This window comes from Microbacterium sp. SORGH_AS_0428, assembly GCF_031453615.1.
GTDB lineage: Bacteria > Actinomycetota > Actinomycetes > Actinomycetales > Microbacteriaceae > Microbacterium.
On the sequence record NZ_JAVIZT010000001.1, the window covers coordinates 2,074,893 to 2,092,327 of the forward strand.

General features: G+C 69.8%; 18 protein-coding genes. 8 read left to right on the forward strand and 10 right to left on the reverse strand.

Annotation, left to right across the window (positions count from 1 at the left end; all coding sequences use genetic code 11):
• Window positions 1-8: 8 nt before the first annotated feature.
• Window positions 9-854 (reverse strand): zinc ABC transporter permease AztB, encoded by an 846-nt coding sequence (gene aztB, locus QE374_RS10005; RefSeq protein WP_309734482.1) that lies wholly within the window; start codon window positions 852-854, stop codon window positions 9-11.
• Window positions 855-909: 55 nt separating this feature from the next.
• Here aztB and QE374_RS10010 point away from each other — a divergent pair, with 55 nt between their 5' ends.
• Window positions 910-1,557: an ATP-binding cassette domain-containing protein gene (locus QE374_RS10010; RefSeq protein WP_309734484.1), complete on the forward strand. Its 648-nt coding sequence runs from the start codon at window positions 910-912 to the stop codon at window positions 1,555-1,557.
• Window positions 1,558-1,697: 140 nt separating this feature from the next.
• On the opposite strand, the gene QE374_RS10015 is transcribed toward QE374_RS10010, so the two are convergent.
• The 6 genes from QE374_RS10015 to purS all read right to left on the reverse strand — a co-directional run bounded on the left by QE374_RS10015 (window position 1,698) and on the right by purS (window position 6,266).
• Window positions 1,698-2,291 (reverse strand): response regulator transcription factor, encoded by a 594-nt coding sequence (locus tag QE374_RS10015; protein WP_309736667.1) that lies wholly within the window; start codon window positions 2,289-2,291, stop codon window positions 1,698-1,700.
• 17 nt (window positions 2,292-2,308) lie between these two features.
• Window positions 2,309-3,400 carry a sensor histidine kinase gene (locus QE374_RS10020; RefSeq protein WP_309734486.1) on the reverse strand — a complete coding sequence of 364 codons (1,092 nt, stop codon included), beginning with the start codon at window positions 3,398-3,400 and terminating at the stop codon, window positions 2,309-2,311.
• Between the two features lie 9 nt (window positions 3,401-3,409).
• Window positions 3,410-4,171 carry an ABC transporter permease gene (locus tag QE374_RS10025; protein ID WP_309734488.1) on the reverse strand — a complete coding sequence of 254 codons (762 nt, stop codon included), beginning with the start codon at window positions 4,169-4,171 and terminating at the stop codon, window positions 3,410-3,412.
• Entirely contained in the window at window positions 4,168-5,121 is a 954-nt protein-coding gene (locus QE374_RS10030; RefSeq protein WP_309734491.1) for an ABC transporter ATP-binding protein, read from the reverse strand. Before QE374_RS10030 ends, QE374_RS10025 begins: the two co-directional genes overlap by 4 nt.
• 192 nt (window positions 5,122-5,313) lie before the next feature.
• Window positions 5,314-6,021, reverse strand: a complete 708-nt coding sequence (gene purQ, locus QE374_RS10035; protein WP_309734493.1) for a phosphoribosylformylglycinamidine synthase subunit PurQ — start codon at window positions 6,019-6,021, stop codon at window positions 5,314-5,316.
• Window positions 6,018-6,266: a phosphoribosylformylglycinamidine synthase subunit PurS gene (purS, locus tag QE374_RS10040; RefSeq protein WP_274286606.1), complete on the reverse strand. Its 249-nt coding sequence runs from the start codon at window positions 6,264-6,266 to the stop codon at window positions 6,018-6,020. Before purS ends, purQ begins: the two co-directional genes overlap by 4 nt.
• Window positions 6,267-6,491: 225 nt before the next feature.
• Here purS and QE374_RS10045 point away from each other — a divergent pair, with 225 nt between their 5' ends.
• The 5 genes from QE374_RS10045 (at window position 6,492) to QE374_RS10065 (ending at window position 12,315) form a co-directional block, all read left to right on the forward strand.
• Window positions 6,492-7,763, forward strand: a complete 1,272-nt coding sequence (locus tag QE374_RS10045) for an ABC transporter substrate-binding protein (protein WP_309734496.1) — start codon at window positions 6,492-6,494, stop codon at window positions 7,761-7,763.
• 72 nt (window positions 7,764-7,835) lie between these two features.
• Window positions 7,836-8,888 carry a sugar ABC transporter permease gene (locus QE374_RS10050; protein ID WP_309734498.1) on the forward strand — a complete coding sequence of 351 codons (1,053 nt, stop codon included), beginning with the start codon at window positions 7,836-7,838 and terminating at the stop codon, window positions 8,886-8,888.
• Window positions 8,885-9,796, forward strand: coding sequence for a carbohydrate ABC transporter permease (locus QE374_RS10055; RefSeq protein ID WP_309734501.1), 912 nt, complete (start codon window positions 8,885-8,887; stop codon window positions 9,794-9,796). Before QE374_RS10050 ends, QE374_RS10055 begins: the two co-directional genes overlap by 4 nt.
• Window positions 9,797-9,822: 26 nt before the next feature.
• Complete coding sequence (locus QE374_RS10060) at window positions 9,823-11,295, forward strand: family 1 glycosylhydrolase (protein ID WP_309734503.1); 1,473 nt, start codon at window positions 9,823-9,825, stop codon at window positions 11,293-11,295.
• A gap of 6 nt (window positions 11,296-11,301) precedes the next feature.
• Window positions 11,302-12,315, forward strand: coding sequence for a LacI family DNA-binding transcriptional regulator (locus QE374_RS10065; protein WP_309734505.1), 1,014 nt, complete (start codon window positions 11,302-11,304; stop codon window positions 12,313-12,315).
• Between the two features lie 70 nt (window positions 12,316-12,385).
• Here QE374_RS10065 and QE374_RS10070 read toward each other — a convergent pair whose 3' ends face one another.
• The 3 genes from QE374_RS10070 to QE374_RS10080 all read right to left on the reverse strand — a co-directional run bounded on the left by QE374_RS10070 (window position 12,386) and on the right by QE374_RS10080 (window position 15,200).
• Window positions 12,386-13,705: a solute carrier family 23 protein gene (locus tag QE374_RS10070; RefSeq protein WP_309734507.1), complete on the reverse strand. Its 1,320-nt coding sequence runs from the start codon at window positions 13,703-13,705 to the stop codon at window positions 12,386-12,388.
• A 170-nt stretch (window positions 13,706-13,875) separates the two neighbouring features.
• Window positions 13,876-14,844: a phosphoribosylaminoimidazolesuccinocarboxamide synthase gene (locus tag QE374_RS10075; RefSeq protein ID WP_309734508.1), complete on the reverse strand. Its 969-nt coding sequence runs from the start codon at window positions 14,842-14,844 to the stop codon at window positions 13,876-13,878.
• Between the two features lie 8 nt (window positions 14,845-14,852).
• Window positions 14,853-15,200, reverse strand: a complete 348-nt coding sequence (locus QE374_RS10080) for a hypothetical protein (RefSeq protein ID WP_309734510.1) — start codon at window positions 15,198-15,200, stop codon at window positions 14,853-14,855.
• A gap of 59 nt (window positions 15,201-15,259) precedes the next feature.
• On the opposite strand from QE374_RS10080, the gene QE374_RS10085 reads away from it, so the two are divergent.
• On the forward strand, window positions 15,260-15,877 hold the full coding sequence (locus QE374_RS10085; RefSeq protein WP_309734513.1) for a PadR family transcriptional regulator: 618 nt from the start codon (window positions 15,260-15,262) through the stop codon (window positions 15,875-15,877).
• Window positions 15,874-17,349, forward strand: coding sequence for a DHA2 family efflux MFS transporter permease subunit (locus tag QE374_RS10090; protein WP_309734515.1), 1,476 nt, complete (start codon window positions 15,874-15,876; stop codon window positions 17,347-17,349). The genes QE374_RS10085 and QE374_RS10090 overlap by 4 nt, the downstream gene beginning before the upstream one ends.
• Window positions 17,350-17,435 lie beyond the last annotated feature (86 nt).

Consider the following 17,435-nt stretch of genomic DNA (forward strand, 5'->3'; position numbering starts at 1 on the left):
GGAGCTTTCTAGAGGGGAGCCGGCACCGCGGCGGCGGAGCGGCGGGACACGAACAGGGAGTGCAGCAGCGCGGACAGCGCGGCCGCGGCGATGGCGGATGCGGCGATCGATGCTCCGGCGGCGGTGCCGAGGTGCCACGAGAGTGAGAGGCCGGCGGTGACCGAGGCGATCCCGATGGCGCCGGCGAGGACCATGGCGGCGGCGATCCCGCGCACCCACGGTCGGGCGGCCACAGCCGGGGCGAGCAGCATCCCGACCACCAGGAGCGAGCCGACGGCTTGGTACGAGGCGACGACGGCGAGCGTCACGAGACCGGTGAGCGTGGCCTCGGCCCACGCCGGACGCACGCCCAGCACCCGGGCGACGCGCGCGTCCACGGCCACCGCGACCAACGCCCGGTGCGCGACGGCCGCGAGGGCCAGGCCGACCGCCGTGGCCGCGGCCAGCACTGCGAGATCCTCGGTCGAGATCGCCAGCACGTCACCGAAGAGGACCGCGGTCGCATCCGTCGCGAAGCTGCCGGAGTGCGAGATGACGATGACGCCGACGGCGAGCATCGCGACGAACAGGAGCCCGATGCTCGTGTCGTACGCGAGACGCCCGCGCCGGCGCAGCGCCCCGATCCCGACCGTCATGACCACGGCGCTCGCGGCGCCGCCGAGGAGGACGGGGGCGCCGAGCACGGTGGCGAGGGCGACGCCGGGCAGCATCCCGTGCGCCAGCGCCTCGCCGAGGAAGGCCATGCCCCGGATTACGACCCAGGTGCCGACGACCGCGCACAGCACGGCCACGAGCGAACCGCCGACGAGAGCGCGCAGCAGGAACGCGTGCTCGAGGGGGAGGAGAAGGGTCACGACACCCGACCGTAGCGATAATGAGAACCGTTCTCAACTTGGCTAGGCTGGTCGGATGTTCCTCTCCGATCCACCGTCGGCTGCCGCGCCGACCCCGCTGTGCGCGGCGGGTCTGCGCGTCGACGCGAAGGGGCGGACGCTGCTGCATCCGCTCGATCTGCGCCTCGATCCGGGCGTGATGACCGTCATCGCGGGGCCGAACGGCGCGGGCAAGACCACGCTTCTCGAGGCGCTCGCCGGGGTGAGGCCCGGCCGGTCTGGCGTCGTCGACGGGGCCGGGCGGATCGCCTTCGTCCCGCAGCATTCGGCGATCGCCGAACAGCTGCCGCTCACGGTGGCTCAGCTCGTGCGGATCGGGGCCTGGCGGCGCCTGCTCCCGCTGCCCTCACGCGCGGAGCGGACGGATGCGGCGAAGGCCATGGCCGCGCTGGAGATCGCCGACCTCGCCTCCCGACCAGTGGCGACCCTCTCCGGCGGCCAGCTCCAGCGGGCGCTGCTCGCTGCGGCGCTGGCCCGTCGCGCCGACGTGCTGCTGCTCGACGAACCGACGACGGGCCTGGATGCGGCCAGCAGCACCCGCATCCTCGCCGCCGTCGAGCGGGAGCGACGCCGCGGCGCCGTGGTCGTGTGCGTGAGCCACGACCCGGTGCTCATCGCCGCGGCCGGGCGCGTGCTCCGCCTCGAGGGCGGTCGCCTCGTGTGACCCCGCGCCCCCGCCCCTGTTGGAGGGACCCCTCTTGCGGCGCGGAGCGCCCGGACGCGACATCACGCGTCCCTTGAACAGAGCCCCCGTCGCGGAGGGTGACGATCGCCCCCCCGAACACCGCCGCCAGCGCGCTTGCGCTAGATCCAGCCCTTCTCGCGGGCGACCTGCGCGGCCTGCGAGCGATTCTCGGTGCCCGTCTTGCCGATCGCCGACGAGAGGTGATTGCGCACGGTGCCCGCCGAGAGGAACATCTCCGCGGCGATCTGCGCGACGGCCCGGCCGTCGGCCGACAGTCGCAGCGCCTGCTGCTCCCGCTCGGTCAACGGGCTCTGACCCTCGAACAGCGACGCCTCGGCGAGTTCGGGATCCACCACACGGAGCCCCGCGTGCACACGCCGCACCGCGTCGGCGAGGCGATCCGCCGGGGCATCCTTCACGATGAAGCCGCTGGCGCCCGCATCCAACGCCTGGCGGAGGTAGCCGGGTCGGGCGAACGTCGTCACCACCAGCACGCGCGTCGCCGGATTCGCCTCGCGCACCTGGCGCGTGGCGGTGATCCCGTCCATCCCGGGCATCTGGATGTCCATGAGGCAGACGTCGGGGGTCGTGTCGGCGGCGAGGGATGCGGCCTGCGCGCCGTCGGCGGCCTCGGCCACCACGACGAGGTCTCCCTCCAGCTCGAGCAGGGCACCCATCGCGCCGCGGACGAGCGCCTGATCGTCGACGAGCATCAGTCTGATCGGTGCGGTCACCACGTCATGCTCACTCTCGTTCCGCCGCTGGGCGCGGGAGCCACCTCGAGAACGGCGCCGGCCGCGGCCGCCCGCTCCTGCATGCCCCGGATGCCGTTGCCCGGGCGCTGGCGCACCCCCTCGCCGTCGTCGTCCACCGTGACGACGCCCGGTGCCACCGAGATGCGCACCGTGCGGGCATGCGCATGGCGCAGGATGTTGGTCGTCGCCTCGCGCACGATCCACCCCGCGGGCAGCGACTGCGCGGGCGAGAGGGATGCGGCGTCGCCGCTGACCTCGACGGCCATCCCCGCCGACTCGAGCGCCGCACGGCTGGCGACGAGCTGCTCGGCGAAGGCCTGACCGCGGATTCCGGTCACGGTGCTGCGCACGCCCGAGATCGCCTCGCCCGTGAGTCGCACGATGTCGGCGAGCTCTGCCTTCGCGCGATCGGGGTCGCGATCGACGAGCCGCTCGGCGAGTTCGGCCTTCAGCTTCACCGCCGTCAGGGTGTGCCCCAGCAGGTCGTGAACGTCGCGGGCGATCGCCGTGCGCTCGTCGCTGGCGGCGAGCTCCAGACGGATCCGATCCGTGTCGACGGAGCGGCCGATGAGCCAGCTCGTCACGGTGTTGACGACGGCGATCATGATGACCACCGAGAGGATCTGGATGTTGTCCTCGATCGAGCCGGTGGCGACGATCACGACGACGACGGCCCCGATGCCCGCGACCGTCGTCGCCCAGTGCCAGCTGCGGCGGAGACCGTAGCTCGCGTACGACATCACGAACGGCACGAAACTCAGAGCGCCGTCGCCGATCGCCGGCACCGTGGCTGCGGCGCACGCGATCTGCACCCAGAACAGCGTCTTCACGCGTGGGCTGGGCGCCCCCCAGGCCGACCGCATCCCGGAGACGAAACCGACCACGTAGGCCACGGCGAACCCCACCAGCGCAGCCCACCCGAGCACGAGGACACCCGGCGGCGCCGGCGACGACAGCAGCGAGAGGATCGGGAAGATCAGGAAGACCATCCACACGATCGCCATGAGCCAGCCCCAGCGCTGCCACGGATCCTGTGGCACGCGCGGGGGCGCGGAGGGGCTCGTCACCGCTCGAGCCTAACGACGACGACGCGAACGCACGACGCCGAAGCGCACCAGAAGGGCGAACAGCGCGCCCCAGACGACCACGTTGAGAACGACGGCCCAGAGCGGGTCGGAGCCGCCGGCGACGAGCGCCCCGCCCGTCGCCGGCCAGCGCACGAGGGCCGCGTAGCCGTACATGGGCGTCCACTTGGCGATGTCGAGCATGACGCCGCTCAGGGGAACGAACACGTTGCCGAAGAAGCCGAAGAAGGTGATCGAGATCGACGCGAGGGCCGCGGCCGAGTCCGAGTTGAACGCGAGACCGACGCCCAGGCCGAACAGGCCGTAGACCAGGCCGAGGACCAGGGTGATGGCCGCGGACGCGAACCAGCGCCACACGTCGTCGGCGGCGGCTCCCGTCACGTACCCCGCGATGTAGACGATGAGCACCGACAGTGCGGCGAACGACATCGCCGACAGCACCTTCGTCAGCGCGTATCCGGCAGTCGAGAGCGGCGTGAGGGCGAGCTGGCGTCCCCACCCCTGACCGACCTCGGATGCGGCGAGCGAGCACAGCGAGCTCATCGCCGTCGCGGTGCCGTAGGCGCCCATCGAGACCATGACGTAGAACGAGGCGTTCGCGTGACCGACGCTCTGCGAGGCGTAGTCCATGCTGGCCCCGAACAGCAGGTACATCGCGAACGGCATGGCCAGCGTGAAGGCCAGCGTGTACGGGTTCCGCAGCTGGCGCAGACCCTCGATGCGGTACATCGCGGGCGAGACGAGCGTGCTCATGAGGGCTCCTCGGTGAGTCGGGTGAAAGCGGATTCCAGGGTCGGTGCGGTGATCTCGAGGTCGCTGGCGCCGGCGGCGAGCAGACGCGCAGCGAGAGCGTCGGATGCGGCGGTGCGCACCGTGAGCCGAGACGCGTCCACCGACACCTCTGCGGCGGACTCGTCGCCCACCAGCTCTGCGGCGAAGGCCGTGGCGAGCGCCTCGTCGGCGAGCGTCGCCGAGACGAGGCGGCCTCCGAGCGAGGCGCGCAGGTGCGCGGTGGCGGCGTCGGCGACGATGCGGCCGCGGGTCATCACGACGGTGCGCCGGGCGAACTGCTCGGCCTCCTCGAGGTAGTGCGTGGCGAAGATGATCGTGCGTCCCGCATCCGCGTCGGCCCGCATCGCCTGCCAGAACCGGCGGCGTGCCGTGACATCCATACCAGCGGTGGGCTCGTCCAGCACCAGGACGTCGGGGTCGGGCAGGAGCGCGAGCGCGAACTTCACCCGCTGCTTCTCGCCGCCCGAGCACTTGCCCACCCGCCGGCGGGCGATCTCGGTGAGATCGGCGCGCTCCATCACCTCTGCGACGCGGGAGCCGGCGCCGTACAGGTCCGCGATGACCGTGACCGTCTCCCGCACGGTGAGATCCGACAGCAGGCCGCCGGTCTGCAGCACCGCGGCGAGCCGGCCGGCCGCCACCGCGCGGTGCGGGTGCGCGCCGAAGACGAGCGCGCTGCCCTCATCCGGTTCCGCGAGTCCCAGCAGCACGTCGATCGTCGTGGTCTTGCCCGCCCCGTTCGGGCCGAGCAGCGCCACGATCTCGCCGCGCTCGATGCGCAGGTCGATGCCGTCGACGGCGGTGAAGCGCTGACCGGCGCGGCCGAAGCGGCGCACGAGGCCGCGCAGCTCGACGGCCGCCGCATCCGGGGCGAGGGGGATCTCGGGTATCTGCACGCGCGGTTCGCTCATGCCTTCAGCCAACCGTGCAGCCTCCCGCTGCGCCGGAGGCTTCTGTCACGTCCCGGGCATGACACGTGTCATGCCCGATGGGACACGGGCGGGTGCTCTCCCGTTGGGTACCGCCTTCACCCTGCACGTTCGCCTGTCCCAGATCGATGCGCGGGGCTCGATCTGGGACAGGCGAGCAGGGAAGGAGGCGGGTCAGGCGGCGGCGGAGACCACGGCCGCAATGGCCGAGCTGAAGAAGCCGAGACCGTCGACGCCGGAGCGCATGGCGGCGGACGTGTCGGGGCCGAAGCCCGGCTCGACGGCGTGCTCGGGATGCGGCATGAGTCCGACGACGTTGCCGCGTTCGTTGGTGAGCCCGGCGATGTCGTCGAGCGAGCCGTTGGGGTTGACGCCGACGTAGCGGAAGGCCACGAGACCCTCGCCCTCGACGCGCGCGAGCGTCTCGGCGTCGGCGATGTAGCCGCCGTCGGCGTTCTTCAGCGGGATGACGATCTCCTGTCCCGCGCTGAAGTCGCTCGTCCAGGCGGTGTCGGCGTTCTCGACACGCAGACGCTGGTCGCGACGCACGAACTGCTGGTGCGCGTTGCGGATCAGTCCGCCCGGGAGCAGGTGCGCCTCGACGAGCATCTGGAAGCCGTTGCAGATGCCGAGGATCGGCATGCCGGCGGCGGCCGCATCCTTCACCTCGGACATGATCGGCGCGAGGGCCGCGATCGCCCCTGCGCGCAGATAGTCGCCGTAGCTGAACCCGCCGGGCAGCACCAGGGCGTCGACGCCCTGCAGGTCGTGATCGCCGTGCCAGAGCGCGACGGGCTCGGCTCCGGCGACGCGGATGGCGCGCTGCGCGTCGCGGTCGTCGAGCGAACCGGGGAAGGTGATGACCCCGACGCGTACGCTCATTCGACGACCTCGATGCCCACGACGTCCTCGATGACCGCATTGGAGAGCACGTCGTCGGCGATCTCGCGCACCTTCTCGAGCAGCGCCTCATCGACGGTGCCCTCGACGGTCAACTCGAACCGCTTCCCGATCCGGACGGAGCCGAAGTCCTCGACGCCGAGGCGGTGGAGGGCGTTCTGGACCGCCTTGCCCTGCGGGTCGAGCAGTTCGGCCTTGGGCATGACATCGACGACGATCGTGGGCATAACGGCTCCGAGGGTGCGCGGGAGAGGGTCTGCTCCCAGTCTAGAGGCGGGCGGGAGAACCGCGGTGCCGGCGCGTTATCGAACCGTTACTCGAACGCTGGGAGCGCTCTCTTGACCTCTCGGGAGCGCTCCCATACTGTGAGTCGCGTCCGATGAGAGCGCTCCCAGTCCTGGGGACAGCGGAGAGCTTTCTGGCACCGAACCGCATCCACAAAGGAGTGTCCCGTGAAATCACGCGCCCTGCGACCGCTCGGCCTCGCCGCCGGCATCGCAACCGCAGCCATCGTCCTCGCCGGTTGTTCGACCGGTGGCGGAGAGCAGTCCGACCCGAACGCGCCGGTCACGCTCACCATCGCCACCTTCAACGACTTCGGCTACACCGATGCACTCCTGCAGGAGTACATGGACGAGAACCCGAACGTGAAGATCGTCCACAACAAGGCCGCGACGTCCAACGACGCCCGTGCCAACTACTTCCAGAAGCTCGGCAAGACCGGCCTCGCCGACATCGAGGCAATCGAGGTCGACTGGCTCCCCGAGGTCATGAAGTACTCCGACATGCTCGCCCCGGTCCCCACCGACCTGACCGACCGCTGGCTGGACTGGAAGGTCAAGGCGGCCACCGACGCCGACGGCAACCTCATCGGCTACGGCACCGACATCGGCCCCGAGGCCGTTTGCTACCGCTCCGACCTGTTCCAGGCCGCCGGTCTTCCGACCGACCGCGCCGAGGTCGGCAAGCTCTTCGACGGCGACTGGGCCAACTACTTCAAGGTCGGCGACCAGTACGTCGCAGCGACCGGCAAGGCCTTCTTCGACTCGGCCGGCGGCACCTACCAGGGCATGATCAACCAGGTCGAGGCGGCCTACGAGAACCCCTCGGACGGCAAGATCACCGCCACGACGAACCCCGAGGTCAAGGACATCTACGACCAGGTGACCGCGGCCAGCGCCACGCAGTCGGCGCACTTCAGCCAGTGGTCGGACGACTGGTTCGCGGGTCTGAGCAACGGCGACTTCGCCACGATGCTCTGCCCCGGCTGGATGCTCGGTGTCATCTCCGGCAACGCGAAGGACGTCACCGGCTGGGACGTCGCACCGATGTTCCCCAACGGCGGCGGCAACTGGGGCGGTTCGTACCTGACCATCCCCGCCAACGGCAAGAACGTCGCGGCCGCGCAGAAGCTGGCCGACTGGCTGACCGACGCCAAGACCCAGGTCAAGGCGTTCGAGAACGCCGGCACCTTCCCGAGCCAGAACGACGCGCTCACCGACGCCACGCTGCTGGACTCGACCAACGAGTACTTCAACAACGCTCCGGTCGGCCAGATCTTCTCCGAGCGGGCCAAGGCCGTGACGGTCAGCCCCTTCAAGGGCGAGTTCTACTTCCAGGTCAACGACGCGATGCAGAAGGCGCTCACGCGCGTCGAGGACGGTACGCAGGACGCGAAGGCTTCGTGGGACCAGTGGGTCTCTGAGGTCGAGGCCATCAAGTAATCCCGCAGTGAGAGGGGCCCGCAGGGCCGACCCTGCGGGCCCCTCTCACGCTCAACGAAACGAAGGAACGACGTGAGCGCCTCGTCCACGACGGCCAGATCCCCCAAGCGCATCGGCTTCGGTGGCAAGAGCCTCAGCTCCTGGGACCTCAAGCTGTCCCCCTATCTGTACATCTCCCCCTTCTTCATCCTGTTCCTGATCGTCGGGCTCTTCCCGATCGCCTACACGGCGTACATCTCTTTCCAGGACTGGGACCTCGTGCGCGGCACGGGCACGTTCGTCGGCTTCGACCAGTACGCGACGGTCATCAACGACCCGAAGTTCTGGACGGCGCTGCGCAACTCGTTCTCGATCTTCCTGCTCTCCACCGTCCCGCAGCTGATCCTCGCTGTCTTCATCGCGGTGCTGCTGGATCAGAACATCCGCGCCAAGACCTTCTGGCGCATGGGCGTTCTGCTGCCTTACGTCATGGCACCCGTCGCCGTGGCGCTCATCTTCTCCAACATGTTCGGCGACCAGTACGGTCTCGTGAACTCGATCCTCACCGACCTCGGCATCCCTGCCATCAAGTGGCACTCGGATGCGTTCGCCAGCCACATCGCGATCGCCACGATGGTCAACTTCCGCTGGACCGGGTACAACACCCTCATCCTGCTCGCGGCCATGCAGGCCATCCCGCGCGACTTCTACGAGGCGGCGACGGTCGACGGCGCCGGCAAGGTCCGCCAGTTCTTCTCCATCACGCTGCCGAGCCTCAAGCCCACCCTGATCTTCGTCATCATCACCTCGACGATCGGTGGCCTGCAGATCTTCGACGAGCCGCGCATGTACGACCAGACCGGAACCGGCGGCGCCGACAACCAGTGGCTCACCATCACCCTGTGGCTCTACGACCTCGGCTGGGGCCAGTGGAACTTCGGTCGCGCCGCCGCCCTCGCGTGGATCCTGTTCCTCATCATCCTCGCGATCGGCGCGATCAACCTCTTCGTCACCCGCGGGCTCGTGCGTGACGAAGGTAAGAAGTCCGACATGAGCCGAGCCCAGATGCGCGCCGCCCGACGCGCCGCCAAGGAAGCGGTCGAAGCGTCCCGCACCGCGTCCCAGAAGACGGAGGTCCTCCGATGACCACTCTGCAGAACCCGCCCGTCGCGGCGGAGGAAGCGCTGCTGGAGCCCGGCCGCAAGCCGGTGCGCAGGCGCCGCCCCGTGCGCGGGTCGCGTCCGGGCTGGTTCGTGTACGCCGCCCTCGGCGTCGTGCTGCTCAGCGCGGCGTTCCCCTTCTACTGGTCGCTGCTCATCGGCTCCGGCGATTCGTACACCATCCGCGACCCCAACATGTCGTGGATCCCCGGCGGCAACTTCCTCGCCAACGCCGCGAAGGTCATCAACGACCCGGCCGTCAACTTCTGGCCGGCGCTGTGGAACTCGATCTTCAGCTCGGCGCTCATCGCCGCATCCGTCGTGTTCTTCTCGACGCTGGCCGGATGGGCCTTCGCGAAGCTGAAGTTCCGCGGCTCGAGCTGGCTGCTCGTGTTCGTCATCGCCACGATGGCCGTGCCGACCCAGCTCGGCGTCGTGCCGCTGTACCTCCTGTTCAGCGAGATCGGATGGACGGGTCAGATCGGCGCGATCATCATCCCCGCCCTGGTCAGCGCCTTCGGCGTGTTCTGGATGACGCAGTACATCCGCCAGGCTGTGCCGGACGAGCTGATCGAGGCCGCCCGCGTCGACGGGGCGAGCTCGTTCCGCACCTTCCTCACGGTGGGTGTGCCCGCCGCGCGGCCCGCGGCGGCGATGCTGGCCCTGTTCACGTTCGTGACGGCATGGAACAACTTCTTCTGGCCGTTCATCGTGCTCGACCGGCAGAACCCGACCCTTCCGGTCGCGCTCTCGCTGCTGCAGTCCAACTACTTCGTCGACTACTCGATCGTCCTCGCGGGCGTGCTGCTGTCGACGATCCCGCTCCTGGTCCTCTTCGTCTTCGCCGGCAAGCAGCTGGTGAGCGGAATCATGCAAGGCGCCGTCAAGGGCTGAGGCCCGGGCGCGAGAAAGGTACATCGATGAGCGACGCTCTGCGCGCGTTCCCGCGGAACTTCCTGTTCGGAGCGGCCACCGCGGCCTTCCAGATCGAGGGCGCAGCCTTCGAGGACGGGCGGACCGCATCCATCTGGGACGCGTTCTGCCGCGAGCCCGGTGCCGTCATCAACGGCGACAACGGTGACGTGGCATGCGATCACTATCACCGCTACGGCGACGACGTCGCGCTGATGAAGGGCCTGGGGCTCGACACCTACCGGTTCTCGGTGTCGTGGTCGCGCGTGCGCCCGGACGCCGGCCCGCTCAATCAGAAGGGGCTGGACTTCTACAAGCGCCTGGTCGACGAGCTGCGCGACGCCGACATCCTGCCGTGGCTGACGCTCTACCACTGGGACATGCCGCAGGCGCTCCAGGAGCGCGGTGGGTGGACGGTGCGGGAGTCGAGCGATCTGTTCACGGAGTACGCGCTGGACGTGTACGACGCGCTGGGAGACAGGGTCGACATCTGGACCACCCTCAACGAGCCGTGGTGCTCGTCGTTCCTCAGCTACACCGCCGGCATCCACGCCCCCGGCCACTACTCCGTCGCCGAGGGGATGCTGGCCTCGCACCACCTCCTGCTCGGTCACGGACAGGTCGTGCGGGAGCTCCGGGGCCGCGACGCGGGCAAGAACCTCGGGATCACGCTGAACCTCACCGTTCCCGACCCGGTGGACCCGCAGAACGAGGGCGACCGGGACGCGGCGCGCCGTATCGACGGCCAGTTCAACCGCTGGTTCCTCGACCCCATCTTCCGCGCTGCGTACCCGCAGGACGTGGTCGACGACATCCGCGTGGTCGACCCGGCGGCGGTCGAGACGTGGCAGGCGGCCATCCGTCCGGGCGACCTCGAGCTCATCGCGCAGCCCATCGACAGCCTGGGCGTGAACTACTACCACGGCGAGTTCGTGGGCGCCGAGCCCGACCCGAACCCGCCGCTTCCCGGCGAGGCGCCCACCGATCGCCCCGGCCGTTCGCCGTTCCCGGCGGCGGAGGGGATCTACTGGCACGATCGCGGCCTGCCGCGCACCTCGATGAACTGGGAGGTGCAGCCGGAGGGTCTGACCAGGCTCCTCCGCCGCGTCTCGGACGAGTATGCCGCCTCGGCGGGCACCGTGCTCTACGTCACCGAGAACGGTGCGGCCTACGACGACGAGCTCGTCGTCGAGGACGGCGCCGCCCGGGTGAAGGATGCGGAGCGCACCGCGTTCCTGCGCGCGCACCTGTCGGCGGTGCTGGATGCGGCCGACGCGGGCGTCGACGTGCGCGGCTACTTCTATTGGTCCCTGCTCGACAACTTCGAGTGGGCCTGGGGCTACGAGAAGCGGTTCGGAATCGTCCACGTCGACTACGACACCCAGGTGCGTACCTTGAAGGACAGCGCTCTGGAGTATCGTCGGGTGATCGCCGCCCGTGCGATCGATAACGCGCCCGAGGGCGCCGTCCTGCAGAGGTAGAGAACCGTGACCAGCGACCCTCGTCGTGCCACCGCCACCATCGAGGACGTCGCCGCGATGGCCGGGGTCTCCCGGTCCACGGTCTCCAGAGTCGTCAACGGCGCCACCGCAGTGAGTCCCGCTGCGGTGGCCGCCGTCGAACTGGCCATCAGCGAGCTGAACTACGTACCCAACCGGGCCGCCCGCTCGCTGGCGAGCCGCGCGACGATGGCGATCGCGTTGATCGTGCCGGAAGACACGAACAGGTTCTTCGGCGACCCGTTCTTCGCGTCGATCGTGTCGGGCATCAACGCCCGGCTCAGCAGGTCGGACTACGTGCTGAACCTCATCATCGCGAGCAACGATCCGCGGGACAAGACGGCGGCGTATCTGCGCAGCGGCGCCGTCGACGGCGCCATCGTCGTCTCGCACCACACGACCGACACCTTCGTCGACCGGATCGCCGCGGCGGTGCCCGTCGTCTACGGCGGCCGGCCTGCACACGGCCGCGCCGGCGCCTACTTCGTCGACATCGACAACGTCGAGGGCGGCCGTACGGCGACCCGACACCTCGTCGAGGCGGGCCGTACCCGCATCGGCACGATCTCGGGCCCCGTCGACATGCCCGCGGGAATCGACCGTCTCACCGGCTACCGCGAGGTGCTCCAGGATGCGGGGCTGCAGGTCGGCCCGATCGAGGACGGCGGCTTCAGCTCCGCCGGCGGCTATGCGGCGATGGAACGCATCCTCGCCTCCGGTGCCGACATCGACGCCCTGTTCATCGCGAGCGACCTGATGGCGCGCGGCGCGCTGGCGGCGCTGGAGCGCACGGGCCTGCGGGTGCCGGACGACATCGCCATCGTCGGCTTCGACGACTCGCCCGTCGCGACCGCTGTGACTCCCGCACTGACGACCGTCCGCCAGCCCTCGCAGCTGCAGGGCGAGCAGATGGTCGACGTGCTGCTGGCGCTGCTCGCGGGCCAGGAGCCCTCGCACGCCACGATCCTGTCGTCCGAGCTGATCCGGCGCGAGTCGGCCTGAGTCGCCGCATCCGGGCGGACCGGATGCGGGGCGCCGCGCACGGGACGACCCCGCCCGCGACGCCCGCGCATCACTCGGGGTCGCCGCCCAGCGGGCCGACCGCGGGGATGGGACCGCCGTCGTCGGCGCCGGTCTTGCGCCAGCGCGCGATGGCGTTGCCGAGGTGGTAGATCACCAGGGCCGCCGCGGTGGCCACGACGATCGCGCCGAGCTGGAAGTCGCCCCACGACATCGAGAACCCGGCGATCGCCATGACCAGGGCGACGGCGGCGGTGTACTGGTTCACCGGACGTGAGAAGTCCACGCGGTTGTCGACCCAGATCTTGATGCCGATGATGCCGATCAGACCGTACAGTGCGGTCGTCACCCCGCCCAGCACACCCGCGGGAACGGAGTTGATGACGGCACCGATCTTGGGCGACAGGCTCAGCAGGATCGCGACGACGCCGGCGACCCAGTACGCGGCCGTCGAGTACACGCGGGTCGCGGCCATCACGCCGATGTTCTCGCCGTAGGTGGTGGTGCCCGAGCCGCCGAAGAAACCGGCGACGGTGGTGGCGGCACCGTCGGCGATGAGGGCGCGCCCGGTGGAGCGGTTGACGGACGCATCCGTCATCGTGGCGACGCCGCGCACGTGGCCGACGTTCTCGGCCACCAGCACGAGCACGACCGGCAGGAACATCGCGATCGCGCTCCAGGTCCCGCTGCTCGCGAAGTCGGCGATGTGGAAGGTAGGCAGGCCGATCCACGCCGCATCCGCCACGCTGCTGAAGTCGAGCTCGCCGGAGATCGCGGCGGCGATGTAGCCGACGACGACGCCGAGGAAGATCGAGATCCGGCCGAGGAAGCCGCGGAAGAGCACGCTGAAGAGGATGACGGCGGCGAGGGTGATCGAGGCGATCACGGGCGCCTGCTGGAAGTTGTTCCAGGCCGCAGGGGCCAGGTTGAAGCCGATCAGCGCGACGATCGCGCCGGCGACGACCGGCGGCATGAGCTTGTCGACCCAGCCGAGGCCCGCCAGCTGCACGACGACGCCGATGATCGCGAGCAGCACGCCCACGGCGACGATGCCCGCGAGGGCGGAACCCATGCCGGCGGATGCGGTCGCCGCCGTCACGGGCGCGATGAAGGCGAACGAGGAGCCCAGGTAGCTCGGGAGCTTGTTCTTCGTGACCACGAGGAACAGCAGCGTCCCGATGCCGGAGAACAGCAGGGTCGTGGCGACGGGGAACCCGGTCAGGATCGGCACGAGGAAGGTGGCGCCGAACATGGCGATCACGTGCTGGGCGCCGATCGCGATGGTCGCGGGCCAGTTCAGGCGTTCATCGGGGGCGACGACGTCGCCCGGGGCGACGGTGCGGCCGTTTCCGTGGATCTTCCACAGGGGCATGGGTGGTCCTTTCCGGGGTGTTCATCCCACGAGACTGCATCTCCCGCACGAGATCACGGGTATCACCCGTGATCTCGTGCCGAAAGTGCGGTCTCGCGGAAAGTCTGGCGTGCGGCGGCGCGCGGCGGTAGTGTCGTCCGGCCCGCGCGACGACGCGGATGCGGCGAGGGTCAGACGGTCGTGAGACGGCGCAGCAGCTCGGCGTATCGCGCGGAGGTCTGCGCCGCGATCTCGTCGGGCAGGCGCGGCGGCTCCCCCTCGCGGGGAACCCACGCGGCGGCGAGCCAGTTGCGCACGATCTGCTTGTCGAAGCTCGCCATCCGCTCCGCGGGCGTCGTGCCGGTGCGCCACGCATCCGCATCCCAGTACCGGGACGAGTCGGGGGTCAGCACCTCGTCCGCGAGGGTGAGAACGCCCTGGTCGTCGAGACCGAACTCGAACTTCGTGTCGGCGAGGATGAGTCCGCGCTCCTCCGCGGTGGCCGCGGCGCGCGCGTAGATCTCCAAGGAGAGCTCGCGCAGGCGCTCGGCCATCTCGCTCCCCACGATCTCGGCGGTGCGCTCGAACGAGATGTTCTCGTCGTGCTCACCCATCGGTGCCTTGTAGGCGGGGGTGAAGATCGGCTCGGGCAGGCGGTCGCCGTCGGCAAGACCCGGCGCGATCGGGATGCCGCAGACCGTTCCCGTGCTCTGGTACTCGAGCCAGCCGGAGCCGGTGAGATAGCCGCGCACGACGCACTCGATGGGCTGCATCTCGAGCGCTCGCACGACCATCGCGCGCCCGGCGACCGCATCCGGGATGAGTTCGCGTGCGTCATCGTCGGCGCCGAGGACGTGATCGGCGACGAGATGGTTCGGGATGCGGCGGCCGCCGTCGCCACCCGCGAGGCGGTCGAACCACCAGAGGCTCAGCGTCGTCAGCAGCACGCCCTTGTCGGGGATGCCGGGTTCGAGCACGTGGTCGAAAGAGCTCACGCGGTCGCTTGCGACGACGAGCATGCGCCCGCCGGAAGCGCCTTCGGGGGTGTCGTCGGGAACGTAGAGGTCCCGGACCTTCCCGGAGTACACGTGCCGCCAGCCGTCGAGGAGCGCAGGGTCGTTCACCCGCCCATTATCCCGTGCGGGCGCCGCTCGGCCCATCGCGTTCGTCAGGGCGTGATCTCGTCGAGGAAGGCGTACGCGTCGCGGACGATCTCGGGCCATGCAGAGCCCCGATCGATGCCGACCTCGATCCACTCGCGCAGCGGACGCCCCTTCATGACCATGCGCTGGGCGATCCCCGCCGCGACGAGCGCGTCGATGCGCGCGGAGGGCAGCTTGGCCATGAGCGTGCCGTCGAAACCGAGGAAGGCGAAGACCTTGCCCCGGATGCGGACGCCCTCCGAGCCGAACATCCTGCCCACATCCACGTCGGGCTCGGCGAGCAGCGGCTCGACGATCGGATCGAAGATCTCGTGACCGCGTCGGCGGGCGACTTCGCGCTGCGGATCCGGCATGTCGGCAGGGTACGCCGCGGGTGTATAGTCCATGTGGACTAATCGACATGGAGTATCGGATGACGGTTCGGATCACCCCGTTGGGCATCATGGTGCTCGCGCTGCTGCGCGAAGACCCCATGCATCCCTACGAGATGCTGCGGCTCATGAGACTGCGGCACGACGACCGCATCCTGAACGTCACCGGCGGCACCGTCTATCACACGGTCGCCCGGCTGGAGAAGGCGGGACTCATCGCCGAGGCGGGCACCGCCCGCGAGGGCAATCGTCCCGAGCGCACGACGTACGCGCTGACCGATGCCGGGCTGGCATCTCTGGACGAGTGGATCCGCACGGAGCTCGTGCGCATCGACCGTCCCGTCGAGTTCCGCGTCGCTCTCGCCGAGGCGCATAACCTCGACCGCGACGACGTCGGCGCGCTGCTCGACGTGCGCCGCGCCGCGCTGACGGCTCAGATCGCCGATCTCAGCGCGGGGCTTAACAAGGCCCGCCCGGGGGGAGTCTCCGAGCAGTACCTCATCGAGGTCGATCGCTCCCGTGCGCTCGCCGAGGCCGACCTGGCCTGGCTCGATGTCTTCCTCGGGCGCCTCGGCGACCCGAGCTTCGCCTGGGGGCCGGATGCGCACGACCGCACCAGCGACCGGTACCTCACTCAGAGAAAGGCTGCTCGCGAATGAGCGCTCCCACCACCGCCAACACCGCCACACCCACCCGCAGCCCCTGGCCCGCCCTGTGGGCCCTCGTCATCGGGTTCTTCATGATCCTCGTCGACACCACGATCGTCTCGGTCGCCAACCCGGCCATCAAGGCCGCGCTGGATCCGAGCACGAACAACCTCGACAACGTCGTGTGGGTGACCAGCGCGTACCTGCTCGCCTACGCCGTGCCGCTGCTGATCACCGGCCGCCTCGGTGACCGTTTCGGTCCCAAGAACATCTACCTCATCGGTCTCGCGTTGTTCACCCTCGCCTCGCTGGGATGCGGGCTCTCGTCCAGTCTCGGCATGCTCATCGCCATGCGTGCCGTGCAGGGGATCGGGGCGGCGCTCGTCACGCCGCAGACGATGGCCGTGATCACGCGCACCTTCCCGCCCTCGCAGCGCGGCGCGGCCATGGGCCTGTGGGGCGCGACCGCGGGTGTCGCGATGCTCGTCGGACCTCTCGCCGGCGGACTGCTCGTGGACGGTCTCGGCTGGGAGTGGATCTTCTTCATCAACGTGCCCGTCGGCATCATCGGCCTGGTCCTCGCCTGGATCCTGGTGCCGCAGCTCGAGACGCACCGTCACCGCTTCGACATGGTCGGCGTCTTCCTCTCCGCCCTGGCGCTGTTCCTCATCGTCTTCGGGCTTCAGGAGGGTGAGCACTTCGACTGGGCGCCGTGGGTGTGGATCATGATCGCCGCCGGCGTGCTGGTGCTGGCGGTGTTCATCTGGACGCAGGCGCGAACCCGCAGCGAGCCGCTCGTTCCGCTCGATCTCTTCCGCGAGCGCAACTTCTCCGCCGCGAACGTCGGTATCGCCGCCGTGGGCTTCGCGGTGACGGCCATGTCGTTGCCGTTCATGTTCGCGCTGCAGCTGGCGCGCGGGCTCACGCCCACCGAAGCCGCGTTGTTGATGATCCCCATGGCCGTGCTCTCGGGAGTGCTCGCGCCGCTGGCCGGTCGTCTGCTCGACCGTGTGGATCCGCGCGTCATCCTCGTGCCGGGGCTCCTGTTGGTGGGGGGATCGCTTGTCTTCAACGCCGTCCTGATCGCCGACCCGGCGACGCCGATCCTGATGTTCCTGCTCCCCTCCGCCCTGCAGGGAATCGGCAACGCCGGGATGTGGGGGCCGCTGGCCACCACCGCGACCCGCGGGCTTCCGCCGCGTCAGGCCGGCGCGGGAGCGGGCATCTACAACACGACGCGCGTCGTCGGGTCGGTCATCGGATCGGCCGCGATCGCGGCGGTCATGCAGGCGCGGCTCGAGGCGAACCTCCCGGGCGCGGCGGATGCCACCTCCGGCTTCGGCACCGGCACCCTCCCCGAGCCCGTGATCGCGGGGTTCTCCACCGCGATGGCGCAGGCCACGCTGCTTCCCGCGGGGATCGTCCTCCTGGGGCTCGTCGCCGTGCTGTTCATGCGGCGCCCGAAGGAGCTGGTGCGCCGCTGACCGCGGGTCCGAACTCCTGCGAAACCGGCCGGCCACGGGTCCTGGGACCCCGGCGCACCGGTTCTGCAGGAGTTCGGACCGGATGA